Consider the following 15,524-nt stretch of genomic DNA (forward strand, 5'->3'; position numbering starts at 1 on the left):
GGCTCCCTTATTGTTGATGGGCAAATTCAGCTAATAACGGCCAGCGTTTAATAGCCGCGGCCAACTGTTCCCGCTGGGAAATATCGGTGTAATCTATTTCGGGTAATGAAAAGGCCTGCGTCAGCGCCAGAAAATCGTTCTGGAAAGTGTAACCCAGGGTCGAGTCGACTGGGGTTCCGGGTTCGTTATTATCCATTCTTTTTCCATCCCTTTGAGGAAAATCGCACGCTCAGAAGTCGCGGGGCATCCTGCCCTGACAAATTTCATTTACATGCTAAATCTGATGTTCTTTAATTTCAATGTTAGGTTTATTTCTACGCTTTCGCTAGTAAACTGAGATACAGATAAATTAGACGAAAAGAGGGACACCGTGGACTCCATATTTTCTATTGGCATCCAGTCATTATGGGACGAATTGAGCCACATGCCAGTCGGTGGAGTCTGGTGGATTAATACGGATCGTAATGAAGATGCTATCAGTCTGGTAAACCAGACAATTGCCGCTCAGGATAAGGATTCCCGCGTGGCCGTCATTAGTATGGGCGAAGAGCCGAAGAAAATTATTACGCTGGAAAGTGACAGCGGCCCCCAGAAAATACGTTTGTTTTCCATGTCAGCGGAAGCGGATAGTCTATACTTTTTGTCCCGCGACGTTCAGTGCTCTATTGATCCGGATCACTATTTAGTGATTCTGAAATGTGCAAATAACGTACTGCAAAATATTCCTGCTGAAAAACTGCTGCCGTGGCTGGAAAAAATCAATAAATGGGCAAAGTTTCAAAATTGCACGCTATTGGTCGTCAACCCCGGCAGTAATAATGACAAGCTGTTCTCACTTTTAATGGGCGAATATCGTTCCCTGTTCGGACTGGCAAGCCTGCGTGACCAGGCGGGCAGCTATCTCTACGATATTGCCTTCTGGTGTAACGAAAAAGGCGTGAGCGCCAGGCAACAGCTCACCCTTAGTCATCGCGAGAGGAAATGGCATCTGGCACAGCAGGAAGAAACGGTAGTGCAGCCGCGCAGCGATGAAAAGCGCATTCTGAGCCATATTGCCGTTTTAGAAGGCGCGCCTGCACTGTCGGAAAACTGGTCGCTGTTTGAATCTAACGAAGCGCTTTTTCATGAAGCCCGTACCACCCAGGCGGCTACCCTCGTTTTCTCGTTGATGCAAAATAACCAGATTGAGACGCTGGCGAGACAAATTCATACCTTGCGCCGCCAGCGCGGAAGCGCGTTAAAAATTATCGTGCGCGAAAACAATACCAGCCTGCGCGCCACCGATGAGCGTTTGCTGCTTGGCTGCGGGGCCAATATGGTTATCCCCTGGAATGCGCCACTGTCACGCTGCCTGACGCTTATTGAGAGCGTTCAGGGCCAGCAGTTCAGCCGTCATGTACCGGAAGATATTTCCACGCTGCTCTCCATGACGCAGCCGATGAAGCTGCGCGGATACCAGAAATGGGACACGTTCTGCGATGCCGTCGGCAACATGATGAACAACACGTTGCTGCCTGCGGACGGTAAAGGGGTTATGGTTGCCCTGCGACCTGTACCGGGCATTCGCGTTGAGCAGGCGCTCACCTTATGCCGCCCGAACCGCACAGGGGACATCATGACCATTGGCGACAATCGCCTGGTGCTGTTTTTGTCCTTCTGCCGGGTGAACGATCTCGATACCGCGCTTAACCACATCTTCCCCCTGCCTACCGGGGATATTTTCTCAAACCGTATGATTTGGTTCGAAGATAATGCTATCAGCGCGGAGCTGGTGCAGATGCGCGCGCTTCAGCCTGAACAATGGGCTAAACCCCTTGCGATCACGAGCGATGTGAAGCCGATCCTCAATGCCAGACATGATGGACACGTCTGGCGCCGGGTTCCGGAGCCCCTTCGCTTATTAACAGACAATGCGGAGAACGCACCATCATGAATATCAGCGATATCCTGCAACTGGTTATAGTCTGTGCGCTGATCTTTTTCCCGCTTGGCTACTATGCGCGCCATTCCATACGTCGTATCCGTGATACGGCCAGAGTGATGTTTGTAAAACCTCGCTATGTAAAACCAGCCGGAACACTGACACGGGCATCACACGTCAAGGCAGACCGAAAACATGACTAATTCTACCTATACCGCTTCGTCACCCTCGCCGCTCTGGCAATACTGGCGTGGCCTTTCCGGCTGGAACTTCTACTTTCTGGTGAAGTTTGGTCTGCTTTGGGCAGGCTATCTGAATTTCCATCCTCTGCTTAACCTGGTGTTTATGGCCTTCCTGCTGATGCCGCTGCCGAATATCAGGCTGCATCGTTTACGTCACTGGGTGGCTATCCCCATCGGCTTTGCGCTGTTCTGGCACGATACCTGGCTGCCTGGCCCGGAAAGCATTATGAGCCAGGGATCGCAGGTTGCGGGCTTCAGCGCAGACTATGTGCTTGACCTGGTTGAGCGCTTTATTAACTGGCAGATGATTGGCGCCGTCTTTATCCTGCTGGTTGCCTGGCTTTTCCTTTCCCAGTGGATCCGCGTCACGGTGTTTGTCGTCGCGATTATGATCTGGCTTAACGTGCTGACGCTGTCGGGGCCAGGCTTTTCCCTGTGGCCTGCTGGCCAGCCGACGACAACAGTGACCACGACGGGAGGAAGCGCAGCGGCTACCGTGACAACGGCTGGCGATACGCCAGTGGTGGGCGATATTCCAACGCAGACCGCGCCGCCAACCTCCACCAATCTCAATGCGTGGCTCTCCAGCTTCTATACCGCTGAAGATAAGCGACAGACGAAATTCCCGGATGCGCTGCCAGCCGATGCGCAGCCGTTTGAGCTGCTGGTGATTAACATCTGCTCCCTCTCATGGGCCGACGTGGATGCCGCCGGGTTAATGTCTCACCCGCTGTGGTCCCACTTCGACATTCAGTTTAAAGATTTTAACTCTGCCACCTCGTACAGCGGCCCGGCGGCAATCCGCCTGCTGCGTGCAAGCTGCGGTCAGACATCCCATAAAAACCTGTATCAGCCCGCCGGTAACTAGTGTTATCTGTTCGATAACCTCGCGAAACTGGGCTTTACGCAGCATCTGATGCTGGGGCATAACGGCCAGTTCGGTAACTTCCTGAAGGAGGTGCGTGAACAGGGCGGCATGCAGGCGCCGCTGATGGATCAAACCGGTCTTCCCGTTACGCTGTTGGGCTTCGACGGCTCGCCGGTTTATGACGATACCGCCGTGCTGCAGCGCTGGCTGCAGACCATCGAAAAAGACAGCAATCCGCGCAGTGCGACGTTCTATAACACCCTGCCGCTTCACGACGGTAACCACTTCCCGGGCGTGAGCAAAACGGCGGATTACAAAGTGCGGGCGCAGAAATTCTTCGACGAGCTGGACGCGTTCTTCACGGAGCTGGAAAAATCCGGTCGTAAAGTGATGGTTGTAGTGGTGCCTGAACACGGTGGCGCGCTGAAAGGCGACAGAATGCAGGTATCCGGCCTGCGTGATATCCCAAGCCCGTCCATCACCAACGTGCCAGCCGGTATTAAATTCTTTGGCATGAAGGCTCCGCGCCAGGGTGCGCCAATTGAGATTACTCAGCCAACCAGCTATCTGGCAATCTCAGAACTGGTGGCCCGCGCCGTTGACGGGAAGCTTTTTGTGGAAGATAGCGTGAACTGGGATCAGCTCACCAGCAACCTGCCGCAAACGGCAGAGGTCTCTGAGAACGCCAACGCGGTGGTGATTCAGTATCAGAACAAGCCGTACGTTCGTCTGAACGGCGGGGACTGGGTACCGTATCCGCAGTAACTGATTTACCCCTCACCCTAACCCTCTCCCCCAGGGGAGAGGGGATAGTCAGTGCGACATTATTGCGCTGAAATCCACGCAAGCATTTTCAGGCTTGCAGAATAGTCGTCGTCTTTAGAGGTGATTTCGGGCTCTTCGCAAGACTATCCCATCGTTAACTCCATCCGATTATTCGGCGCTTCGCAGGGAAATTTCACCACCCACCCAGGGCTTGATCGCGCCGTCCTGCTCCAGAAGCAGCGCGCCCTGTGCGTCAATACCGCGGGAAACCCCGTAGATCTCTTTATCACCAATCAGCAGTTTCACCGGTCGGTTGATGAAGTTATCCAGCTTTTCCCAACGAGACAGGAACGGTGCCAGACCTTCCTGTTCAAAAAGCGTGAGTGAGCTACGTAACTCTTTAATCATACGCACGGCAAGGGTGTTACGATCGATGACGATCCCCGCCTCCTGCAGGTTGGTCCAGGCCTGATTGACCACGTCACTTTGGACATTGCGCATCACCATATTGAGGCCCGCGCCAATGACAATTTGCGCAGCATCACCGGTTTTTCCCGTCAGTTCAACCAGAATACCGGCAAGTTTACGATCGTTAAGGTAAAGATCGTTTGGCCACTTAACGCGCACTCGATCGGCACCCAGATCGTGCAGCACTTCCGCCATGACGATACCAATGACCAGACTCAGGCCGATGGCAGCGGCCGGGCCCTGCTCCAGGCGCCAGTACATGGACAGATAGAGATTGGCGCCAAATGGCGAGAACCATTTGCGACCGCGACGGCCACGACCAGCCTGCTGATACTCGGCAACACAGGCATCACCGGAGGAGAGTTCGCTCAGCCGATCCATAAGATACTGGTTCGTCGAATCAATCACCGGCAGCACCGCAACATTGCCGTATCCAATCTGGCTGCGGATCGTCTCTTCATTCAATAATTGAATAGGCTCCGGCAGGCTGTACCCTTTTCCGGGCACCGTGAACACATCAACGCCCCAGTCGCGAAGCGTCTGGATATGCTTGTTAATGCCGGCACGACTCATGCCCAGCTGTTCACCCAGCTGCTCGCCAGAGTGAAACTCCCCGTCAGCAAGGATGCTAATCAGGGTTAACGGAATCGTATTGTCCTTCACGCGATGGTCTCCACGGCATTGACTTCACCAGTGCGACCAATGAAGCGGACCTCTGGCTCCAGCCAGACGTTAAACTTTTCACCCACACGCTGACGAACATAATGAGCCAGCTGTACAACATCATCGCTGGTCGCATCGCGTTGATTAATCAGTACCAGAGCCTGCTGCTGGTGAACGGCAGCGCCACCCACTGACGTGCCTTTTAACTGGCATTGATCGATAAGCCAGCCTGCGGCCAGCTTCACGCTGCCGTCCGCCTGAGGGTAATGTGGCGCTGTTGGCCATCCTTCAAGGAAGACTTTTGCATTTTCGCTGCTGATAACCGGGTTTTTGAAGAAGCTTCCTGCATTTCCGTTAACTTTCGGATCGGGAAGTTTGGTCATTCGCATATGGCAAACTGAGTCAAACACGTCACGGGGAGTGACGGTTGCCGGATCGAGACGCGTTAAATCGCCATAAGTCAGCACCGGCTGCCAGTTCTTCGACAGGCGCAGGCCCACGGCGACAATCACGTAGCGATCCTGATATTCATGCTTGAAAATACTGTCACGATAGCCAAATCGGCACTGTTCTGCCGTTAAACGCTTAGCCGTTCCGGTCGCCAGTTCGATGCAGTCGACATATTCACAGACATGCTTCAGTTCGATGCCGTAGGCACCGATGTTTTGAATGGGTGACGATCCGGCACAGCCTGGAATCAGCGCAAGGTTCTCCAGACCCGGCATCCCTTTTTCGAGGGTAAATTGCACCAGCTGATGCCAGTTTTCTCCGGCCCCCACGTGCAGATGCCAGCTATCGGCACGCTCTTCCACATCAATGCCCATGATGCGGTTAACGATCACTGTTCCCGCAAAATCGTCGAGAAACAGGACATTGCTTCCCTCGCCCAGAATCAGTACGGGTTCGTTATTTTCGGTTGCGCTTTGCCATGCATCCAGCAGTTGCTGTGCGGTATTGGCACGTACAATTTGATTAGCATTGCGTTGAATGCCAAAGGTATTCCAGGGCTTAAGGGAGTGGTTCATAAACGCTATCCTGATGCAAAAACGCAGGTAGTTTACCGTATAAGCAGGGCGTTGGGGGATTAGTTTGTGCAGCGCAGAAATGCAAAAAGGCCATCCTTGCGGATGGCCTCTTCACTTAATTGATGCCTGGCAGTTCCCTACTCTCACATGGGGAGACCCCACACTACCATCGGCGCTACGGCGTTTCACTTCTGAGTTCGGCATGGGGTCAGGTGGGACCACCGCGCTAAAGCCGCCAGGCAAATTCTGTTAATCTGTATCAGGCTGAAAATCGTGTCTCTTCGCCAAAACATCTTCGGCGTTGTAAGGTTAAGCCTCACGGTTCATTAGTATCGGTTAGCTCAACGCATCGCTGCGCTTACACACCCGACCTATCAACGTCGTCGTCTTCAACGTTCCTTCAGGAGACTTAAAGTCTCAGGGAGAACTCATCTCGGGGCAAGTTTCGTGCTTAGATGCTTTCAGCACTTATCTCTTCCGCATTTAGCTACCGGGCAGTGCCATTGGCATGACAACCCGAACACCAGTGATGCGTCCACTCCGGTCCTCTCGTACTAGGAGCAGCCCCCCTCAATTCTCCAGCGCCCACGGCAGATAGGGACCGAACTGTCTCACGACGTTCTAAACCCAGCTCGCGTACCACTTTAAATGGCGAACAGCCATACCCTTGGGACCTACTTCAGCCCCAGGATGTGATGAGCCGACATCGAGGTGCCAAACACCGCCGTCGATATGAACTCTTGGGCGGTATCAGCCTGTTATCCCCGGAGTACCTTTTATCCGTTGAGCGATGGCCCTTCCATTCAGAACCACCGGATCACTATGACCTGCTTTCGCACCTGCTCGAGCCGTCACTCTCGCAGTCAAGCTAGCTTATGCCATTGCACTAACCTCCTGATGTCCGACCAGGATTAGCTAACCTTCGTGCTCCTCCGTTACTCTTTGGGAGGAGACCGCCCCAGTCAAACTACCCACCAGACACTGTCCGCAACCCGGATCACGGGTCTACGTTAGAACACCAGCCATTAAAGGGTGGTATTTCAAGGACGGCTCCACGCAGACTGGCGTCCACGCTTCAAAGCCTCCCACCTATCCTACACATCAAGGACCAGTGTTCAGTGTCAAGCTATAGTAAAGGTTCACGGGGTCTTTCCGTCTTGCCGCGGGTACACTGCATCTTCACAGCGAGTTCAATTTCACTGAGTCTCGGGTGGAGACAGCCTGGCCATCATTACGCCATTCGTGCAGGTCGGAACTTACCCGACAAGGAATTTCGCTACCTTAGGACCGTTATAGTTACGGCCGCCGTTTACCGGGGCTTCGATCAAGAGCTTCGCGTTGCCGCTAACCCCATCAATTAACCTTCCGGCACCGGGCAGGCGTCACACCGTATACGTCCACTTTCGTGTTTGCACAGTGCTGTGTTTTTAATAAACAGTTGCAGCCAGCTGGTATCTTCGACTGATTTCAGCTCCACCCGCAGGGGCTTCACCTACATATCAGCGTGCCTTCTCCCGAAGTTACGGCACCATTTTGCCTAGTTCCTTCACCCGAGTTCTCTCAAGCGCCTTGGTATTCTCTACCTGACCACCTGTGTCGGTTTGGGGTACGATTTCGTGTTACCTGATGCTTAGAGGCTTTTCCTGGAAGCAGGGCATTTGTTACTTCAGCACCGTAGTGCCTCGTCATCACACCTCAGCGTTAAAAGGTACCGGATTTACCTGGAACCTCCGCCTACATGCTTAAACCGGGACAACCGTCGCCCGGCTAACATAGCCTTCTCCGTCCCCCCTTCGCAGTAACACCAAGTACAGGAATATTAACCTGTTTCCCATCGACTACGCCTTTCGGCCTCGCCTTAGGGGTCGACTCACCCTGCCCCGATTAACGTTGGACAGGAACCCTTGGTCTTCCGGCGAGCGGGCTTTTCACCCGCTTTATCGTTACTTATGTCAGCATTCGCACTTCTGATACCTCCAGCAACCCTCACAGGCCACCTTCAACGGCTTACAGAACGCTCCCCTACCCAACAACACATAGTGTCGCTGCCGCAGCTTCGGTGCATGGTTTAGCCCCGTTACATCTTCCGCGCAGGCCGACTCGACCAGTGAGCTATTACGCTTTCTTTAAATGATGGCTGCTTCTAAGCCAACATCCTGGCTGTCTGTGCCTTCCCACATCGTTTCCCACTTAACCATGACTTTGGGACCTTAGCTGGCGGTCTGGGTTGTTTCCCTCTTCACGACGGACGTTAGCACCCGCCGTGTGTCTCCCGTGATAACATTCTTCGGTATTCGTAGTTTGCATCGGGTTGGTAAGCCGGGATGGCCCCCTAGCCGAAACAGTGCTCTACCCCCGAAGATGAGTTCACGAGGCGCTACCTAAATAGCTTTCGGGGAGAACCAGCTATCTCCCGGTTTGATTGGCCTTTCACCCCCAGCCACAGGTCATCCGCTAATTTTTCAACATTAGTCGGTTCGGTCCTCCAGTTAGTGTTACCCAACCTTCAACCTGCCCATGGCTAGATCACCGGGTTTCGGGTCTATACCCTGCAACTTAACGCCCAGTTAAGACTCGGTTTCCCTTCGGCTCCCCTATACGGTTAACCTTGCTACAGAATATAAGTCGCTGACCCATTATACAAAAGGTACGCAGTCACCCCATAAAGAGGCTCCCACTGCTTGTACGTACACGGTTTCAGGTTCTTTTTCACTCCCCTCGCCGGGGTTCTTTTCGCCTTTCCCTCACGGTACTGGTTCACTATCGGTCAGTCAGGAGTATTTAGCCTTGGAGGATGGTCCCCCCATATTCAGACAGGATACCACGTGTCCCGCCCTACTCTTCGAGTTCACAACCTGTGTGCTTTCGTGTACGGGACTATCACCCTGTACCGTCGGACTTTCCAGACCGTTCCACTAACACACAAGCTGATTCAGACTCCGGGCTGCTCCCCGTTCGCTCGCCGCTACTGGGGGAATCTCGGTTGATTTCTTTTCCTCGGGGTACTTAGATGTTTCAGTTCCCCCGGTTCGCCTCGTTAACCTATGTATTCAGTTAACGATAGTGCAACGGATTGCACTGGGTTTCCCCATTCGGACATCGCCGGGTCAAAGGTTCATATCACCTCGCCGGCGCTTTTCGCAGATTAGCACGTCCTTCATCGCCTCTGACTGCCAGGGCATCCACCGTGTACGCTTAGTCGCTTAACCTCACAACCCGAAGATGTTTCACTTCATGATTGCGAAAATTTGAGAGACTCGAACACACATAACATGTGTGTCGTTTCAATTTTCAGCTTGATCCAGATTTTTAAAGAGCAAAACTTCGCAGTGCACCTTTTCAGGTTCACTCTGAAGTTTTCTTGTGTTCGCAGTAAAAGATGGTGGAGCTATGCGGGATCGAACCGCAGACCTCCTGCGTGCAAAGCAGGCGCTCTCCCAGCTGAGCTATAGCCCCATCGTGTGTAATCTCTGTACCGCTCATCCTTTAAAAGGAGTCTGGTAGGCCTGAGTGGACTTGAACCACCGACCTCACCCTTATCAGGGGTGCGCTCTAACCACCTGAGCTACAAGCCTGCAGAGATTTTTACTGCTGTTTTTCATCAGACAATCTGTGTGGACACTACAAAGGCAGGTTCTTTAAGGTAAGGAGGTGATCCAACCGCAGGTTCCCCTACGGTTACCTTGTTACGACTTCACCCCAGTCATGAATCACAAAGTGGTAAGCGCCCTCCCGAAGGTTAAGCTACCTACTTCTTTTGCAACCCACTCCCATGGTGTGACGGGCGGTGTGTACAAGGCCCGGGAACGTATTCACCGTGGCATTCTGATCCACGATTACTAGCGATTCCGACTTCATGGAGTCGAGTTGCAGACTCCAATCCGGACTACGACGCACTTTATGAGGTCCGCTTGCTCTCGCGAGGTCGCTTCTCTTTGTATGCGCCATTGTAGCACGTGTGTAGCCCTACTCGTAAGGGCCATGATGACTTGACGTCATCCCCACCTTCCTCCAGTTTATCACTGGCAGTCTCCTTTGAGTTCCCGGCCTAACCGCTGGCAACAAAGGATAAGGGTTGCGCTCGTTGCGGGACTTAACCCAACATTTCACAACACGAGCTGACGACAGCCATGCAGCACCTGTCTCAGAGTTCCCGAAGGCACCAAAGCATCTCTGCTAAGTTCTCTGGATGTCAAGAGTAGGTAAGGTTCTTCGCGTTGCATCGAATTAAACCACATGCTCCACCGCTTGTGCGGGCCCCCGTCAATTCATTTGAGTTTTAACCTTGCGGCCGTACTCCCCAGGCGGTCGACTTAACGCGTTAGCTCCGGAAGCCACGCCTCAAGGGCACAACCTCCAAGTCGACATCGTTTACGGCGTGGACTACCAGGGTATCTAATCCTGTTTGCTCCCCACGCTTTCGCACCTGAGCGTCAGTCTTTGTCCAGGGGGCCGCCTTCGCCACCGGTATTCCTCCAGATCTCTACGCATTTCACCGCTACACCTGGAATTCTACCCCCCTCTACAAGACTCTAGCCTGCCAGTTTCGAATGCAGTTCCCAGGTTGAGCCCGGGGATTTCACATCCGACTTGACAGACCGCCTGCGTGCGCTTTACGCCCAGTAATTCCGATTAACGCTTGCACCCTCCGTATTACCGCGGCTGCTGGCACGGAGTTAGCCGGTGCTTCTTCTGCGGGTAACGTCAATCGACAAGGTTATTAACCTTATCGCCTTCCTCCCCGCTGAAAGTACTTTACAACCCGAAGGCCTTCTTCATACACGCGGCATGGCTGCATCAGGCTTGCGCCCATTGTGCAATATTCCCCACTGCTGCCTCCCGTAGGAGTCTGGACCGTGTCTCAGTTCCAGTGTGGCTGGTCATCCTCTCAGACCAGCTAGGGATCGTCGCCTAGGTGAGCCGTTACCCCACCTACTAGCTAATCCCATCTGGGCACATCTGATGGCAAGAGGCCCGAAGGTCCCCCTCTTTGGTCTTGCGACGTTATGCGGTATTAGCTACCGTTTCCAGTAGTTATCCCCCTCCATCAGGCAGTTTCCCAGACATTACTCACCCGTCCGCCACTCGTCACCCGAGAGCAAGCTCTCTGTGCTACCGTTCGACTTGCATGTGTTAGGCCTGCCGCCAGCGTTCAATCTGAGCCATGATCAAACTCTTCAATTTAAGTTTGATGCTCGTGAATTAAACTTCGTAATGAATTACGTATGTTCACTCAGAGACTTGGTATTCATTTTTCGTCCGAGGACGTTAAGAATCCATGTCACTTTGAGTGCCCACACAGATTGTCTGATAAATTGTTAAAGAGCAGTACCGCTTCGTTTTCGCTGCGGCGCGGGGTGTGCATATTACACTTTCCCGCTTCAGAGTCAAGCGTTTGTTTTGCTTTTCTCTGCTGACCCGGCGGCCTGTGTGCCGTTGTTCCGTGTCAGTGGAGGCGCATTATAGGGAGTTATTCTGAAGTGACAAGCACAAAATACAAAAAACTTTTTGTTCGCTCACTTTTCAAACTCAACGCTTATTTAACCCGCGAATCGCCCGCTAAATGCGCAATTTCACGCGCAAAACTGGCTACCTGCGACCAGTCGGTATAAACCACTTCTTTACGCGTATCGGTTTCGCCACCCGTCATCTTCATAATCAGACGGATCATGAAGCGGTCATACCAGCGGTAGCGAGGATAGCGCAGCGCACCGGCAAAGACGGCGCACAGGTCTGGCTGCCACGGCGAGCTGAGTAAAAACTTACGCGTGTAGCTGTTGGTCTGCGGCGTACGCTTCTCGGCTTTACGAGCAACCAGATTGACCGAGTAAAACGCACCGGGCAATGTATTGAGCACCGCCGTGTGTTTTTTTACAAAGCGATCCAGCGCCGGATGGAAATGCCCGTAACGAATTGACGCCCCAATCACCACGCGATCGTAATCCTGCCAGGCAATCTGCTCCGCGCGATTCAGGTTCACCACATCCGAGTAAATATCCAGTTCTTTTAATTCCGACGCCAGATACGCGGCAATCTCACGCGTTTGCCCGTCTCGCGTTGAGAAAAGAATCAGTGTTTTCATCAATGGCTCCTTATTCGCGCCAGAATGTTGGGGTGAACAGCACCAGCAGCGTAAAGACCTCAAGACGACCAAACAGCATATTGGCAATGAGGATCCATTTCGCAACCGGGTTCATGCTGGCAAAGTTATCCGCCACCACCCCCAGACCAGGCCCGAGGTTGTTCAGTGTTGCGACGACGGACGCAAAGGCGGAGAAATCATCCACCCCCGTCGCGATAATCGCCAGCATGCTGACGATAAAGACCAGCGCATACGCCGAGAAGAACCCCCACACCGCTTCGAGGATACGTTCCGGCAGCGCGCGGTTACCCAGCTTGATGCTGTAGACCGCGTTCGGGTGAACCAGGCGCTTCAACTCGCGGTTCCCCTGCTTAAACAGCAGCAGAATACGAATCACCTTCAGGCCACCGCCCGTAGACCCCGCACAGCCCCCGATAAATGCAGAGCATAAAAGCAGCACCGGCAGGAACAGCGGCCAGCGCGCGATGCTGTCCGTGGTAAACCCGGCGGTCGTCGCCATCGACACCACCTGGAAAAACGCCTGATTGAGCGTTGTCAGCGCCGAGTTGTAAACATCATGGAACCACAGCACCAGGGTGCAGATGACGACCAGCGTAAGCTGGACGCCAATGAACATGCGGAACTCAGGGTCGCGCCAGTACACCTTCAGGCTGCGTCCGCTCAGTAAAGAGAAGTGCAGGCCGTAGTTACAGCCGGAGATCAGCAGGAAAATCGCAATGATGGTGTTAATCGTTGGGCTGTCGAAGTAGCCCACGCTGGCGTCGTGCGTGGAAAATCCGCCGATAGCAATTGTCGCAAAGCTGTGTCCGATAGCATCGAAGGCAGGCATCCCGGCGAACCAGAGCGCCAGCGCACAGGCCACCGTCAGCAATACATAGATAAGCCAGAGGGTTTTCGCCGTCTCGGCAATACGCGGGCGCATCTTGTTGTCTTTCAGCGGCCCCGGCATTTCGGCGCGATAGAGCTGCATACCCCCAACGCCCAGAATCGGCAGAATAGCCACCGCCAGGACGATGATCCCCATCCCCCCGAACCACTGCAGCATCTGGCGATAAAAGAGAATAGCGTGGGGTAACGAATCCAGCCCCACCAGCGTCGTCGCACCGGTGGTCGTTAAGCCGGAGAACGATTCAAAAAAGGCATCCGTGATGCTGAGATTGGGCTGTTCAGAGAAAATAAAGGGCAGCGAACCAACGCTTCCCAGTACCGTCCAGAACAGAACCACAATCAGAAATCCTTCGCGCGATTTAAGCTCACCTTTCTGACGACGGTTCGGCCACCACAGCAGCGAGCCAATCGCCAGCGCGACAAAGAAGGTCTGGGTAAATGCCCGCCCCGCACCGTCCCGGTAGATAAGCGCCACCAGTCCAGGGAGAATCATCGTCCCGGAAAAGAGTATGACCAGCAGTCCAACGATTCGGGTTATGGCACGAAAATGCATCTCTGCCGCTTCCTTTGGTATTCAAAAAAGTGAGGTGGGGATTATTCTTCAATCGGCAGCAATTGCAACGAACCACGACTAAAATCAGCCAGTTTTGCTGAAAAAGCAGCCAGTTCAGCCTGAGGAAGCGCCACGCGTAATTGCACCATCGCCTGGTAATCACTGTGCGCGATGACGCCGTTAAACTGCCGCAGCAACGCTTCAATACCGGATAGCTGAGCGTAATCGCACAATAGAGTATATTCGGTGAGCGGCGTTTTGCGGGTGGTCATCAACATATTCAGTGCCTGCTGGACGCCACCGCCATACGCTTTAACCAGCCCGCCCGTGCCTAACAGAATGCCGCCGTAGTAGCGCACCACCACGGCGGTAATTTCACCCACGCCGCTGCCCATCAGCTGGGAGAGCATGGGTTTACCGGCCGTGCCCGCCGGTTCACCGTCGTCTGAAAAACCGAGCTGTAGCGAATCGTCCGGCGGCCCTGCCACCCACGCCACGCAGTGGTGACGTGCGTCAGGGTGCTCCGCGCGAACGGACTCGACAAACGCTTTCGCCGCCTCTACGCCGTCGGTGTGCGCCAGCAGCGTAATAAAGCGGCTTTTCTTGATTTCCTCAACAAAGGTGACCGGTTCAGCCGGTATCAGCCAGCTTTCCATCAGGCCAGCTTCAGGTCTCGCGTCATATTCTCGATACCGTTCTCGTGAACCACCACGTTATCTTCGATACGAATGCCGCCATACGGTTTCAGCGCGTCGATTTTTTCCCAGTTGAAGTGCTTGCTGAACTGCCCTTCACGCCACGGCGCCAGCAGGGACTCAATAAAGTAGATCCCCGGTTCAATCGTCAGCACCATGCGCGGCTCAAGAATACGGGTGCAGCGCAGGTAAGGATATTTAGACGGTGCCGCCAGATGCGTGCCGGTATCATCCTGCATGAAGCCCGCAACGTCGTGAACCTGCAGGCCCAGCGGGTGGCCGATACCGTGCGGCATGAATGGCCCGGTCAGATCGTTCTCGACCATCGCCTCTTCGCTCATGTCTTTCACAATCTGATGCTTACGCAGCAGTTTTGCGATGCGCTGATGGAACTGGATGTGGTAATCCACATAGCTGGTTCCGGCTTTCATGGTGCCAATCAGCGCCAGCTGTTCGTCGTTTACGTCTTTAATAAGCTGCGCAAAATCGGTATCCGCATTCGCCGCCCAAGTGCGGGTCAGGTCGGCCGCGTAGCCGTTGTACTCTGCCCCTGCATCCAGCAGGAAGCTGCGCATCTCAGACGGAACCTGGTGATCCAGTTTAGTGTAGTGAAGAACAGACGCATGCTCGTTCAGCGCAACGATATTGCTGTACGGAACATCGGTGTCGCGATGACCGGTTGCGGTCAGGTAGGCCAGGTTGATGTCGAACTCGCTCATGCCTGACTGGAACGCTTCGTGCGCGGCGCGGTGACCGTTCACCGCCGTTTTTTGCGCTTCACGCATGCAGTAGAGTTCATAGTCGGTTTTATACGCGCGGTAATAGTGCAGATAATCCAGCACGCCTTTCGGATTGAGCTTGTCTGCCGGAATATCCAGGCCGATCGCACGTTCAGGTACAGGGCCGATGTAGCCGATGTTGCCGCGCGCAGCTGGCAGCTGGCTGCCAATGCCGTCCGCTTTCGGCAGGGCAATCACCTCAATTTCTTCGGTCCAGAAAGAGGTCGGCAGCGGTTCGACGTTGTGCCAGTAATCCACCGGCAGGTAGAACCACAGTTTCGGCTTGTTCACGCCGTCCACCAGCAGCCAGCAATTTGGAACCTGTGTCACCGGCACCCAGGCTTTAAACTGCGGGTTAACCTTGAAGGGATAAGCATGGTCATCAAGAAACGTATTCATCAGCTCACCGGAGTGGATCAGCAGAGCATCCAGCTTGAAGCGGGCCAGTACATCGCGGGTACGTTCCTGTAGGGTAACGATATGATTTTTATAAAGCGAAGCCAGTGAGTCCATCATTCTTCCTTTCGTTTTTTTGACCTCAAGTCAACGCATCT

The 15,524-nt window shown here is 53.8% G+C and carries 9 protein-coding genes, 2 tRNA genes, 3 rRNA genes and 1 pseudogene; 3 read left to right on the plus strand and 12 right to left on the minus strand.

Annotated features, from left to right (window positions below; all coding sequences use genetic code 11):
• Positions 1-7 precede the first annotated feature (7 nt).
• Complete coding sequence (gene bcsR, locus MX657_RS21185) at positions 8-196, minus strand: cellulose biosynthesis protein BcsR (protein WP_008503237.1); 189 nt, start codon at positions 194-196, stop codon at positions 8-10.
• 174 nt (positions 197-370) lie between these two features.
• Between bcsR and bcsE the strand changes: the two genes are divergently transcribed.
• The 3 genes and pseudogenes from bcsE (at position 371) to bcsG (ending at position 3,796) form a co-directional block, all read left to right on the plus strand.
• Positions 371-1,933, plus strand: coding sequence for a cellulose biosynthesis c-di-GMP-binding protein BcsE (bcsE, locus tag MX657_RS21190; protein ID WP_346806723.1), 1,563 nt, complete (start codon positions 371-373; stop codon positions 1,931-1,933).
• Entirely contained in the window at positions 1,930-2,124 is a 195-nt protein-coding gene (bcsF, locus tag MX657_RS21195) for a cellulose biosynthesis protein BcsF (protein WP_080329120.1), read from the plus strand. Before bcsE ends, bcsF begins: the two co-directional genes overlap by 4 nt.
• Positions 2,117-3,796: pseudogene (gene bcsG, locus MX657_RS21200) on the plus strand (cellulose biosynthesis protein BcsG). Before bcsF ends, bcsG begins: the two are co-directional and overlap by 8 nt.
• A gap of 168 nt (positions 3,797-3,964) precedes the next feature.
• Here the strand turns inward: bcsG and birA are convergent.
• From birA to pepQ, 11 genes are all read right to left on the minus strand, one after another.
• Positions 3,965-4,927: a bifunctional biotin--[acetyl-CoA-carboxylase] ligase/biotin operon repressor BirA gene (gene birA / locus MX657_RS21205; RefSeq protein ID WP_346806724.1), complete on the minus strand. Its 963-nt coding sequence runs from the start codon at positions 4,925-4,927 to the stop codon at positions 3,965-3,967.
• On the minus strand, positions 4,924-5,952 hold the full coding sequence (murB, locus tag MX657_RS21210; protein WP_346806726.1) for a UDP-N-acetylmuramate dehydrogenase: 1,029 nt from the start codon (positions 5,950-5,952) through the stop codon (positions 4,924-4,926). Before murB ends, birA begins: the two co-directional genes overlap by 4 nt.
• Before the next feature lie 124 nt (positions 5,953-6,076).
• Positions 6,077-6,192, minus strand: a 5S ribosomal RNA gene (gene rrf, locus MX657_RS21215).
• 65 nt (positions 6,193-6,257) lie between these two features.
• A 23S ribosomal RNA gene (locus MX657_RS21220) occupies positions 6,258-9,161 on the minus strand.
• 171 nt (positions 9,162-9,332) lie between these two features.
• Positions 9,333-9,408 (minus strand) — tRNA-Ala (locus MX657_RS21225).
• 42 nt (positions 9,409-9,450) lie between these two features.
• Positions 9,451-9,527: transfer RNA gene (locus MX657_RS21230), tRNA-Ile, on the minus strand.
• A gap of 69 nt (positions 9,528-9,596) precedes the next feature.
• Positions 9,597-11,136 (minus strand): 16S ribosomal RNA (locus tag MX657_RS21235).
• Together the 16S, 23S and 5S rRNA genes with 2 tRNA genes alongside form the textbook arrangement of a ribosomal RNA operon.
• Positions 11,137-11,488: 352 nt before the next feature.
• Entirely contained in the window at positions 11,489-12,034 is a 546-nt protein-coding gene (hemG, locus tag MX657_RS21240; protein ID WP_217480744.1) for a menaquinone-dependent protoporphyrinogen IX dehydrogenase, read from the minus strand.
• A gap of 10 nt (positions 12,035-12,044) precedes the next feature.
• Positions 12,045-13,496, minus strand: a complete 1,452-nt coding sequence (gene trkH / locus MX657_RS21245; RefSeq protein ID WP_013099227.1) for a Trk system potassium transporter TrkH — start codon at positions 13,494-13,496, stop codon at positions 12,045-12,047.
• Positions 13,497-13,537: 41 nt separating this feature from the next.
• Positions 13,538-14,152 carry an IMPACT family protein gene (locus MX657_RS21250; RefSeq protein ID WP_218727798.1) on the minus strand — a complete coding sequence of 205 codons (615 nt, stop codon included), beginning with the start codon at positions 14,150-14,152 and terminating at the stop codon, positions 13,538-13,540.
• Complete coding sequence (gene pepQ, locus MX657_RS21255; protein WP_080330397.1) at positions 14,152-15,483, minus strand: Xaa-Pro dipeptidase; 1,332 nt, start codon at positions 15,481-15,483, stop codon at positions 14,152-14,154. Before pepQ ends, MX657_RS21250 begins: the two co-directional genes overlap by 1 nt.
• Between the last annotated feature and the right edge of the window lie 41 nt (positions 15,484-15,524).

The organism is Enterobacter chuandaensis (genome assembly GCF_039718975.1).
GTDB classification, from domain to species: Bacteria; Pseudomonadota; Gammaproteobacteria; order Enterobacterales; family Enterobacteriaceae; genus Enterobacter; species Enterobacter chuandaensis.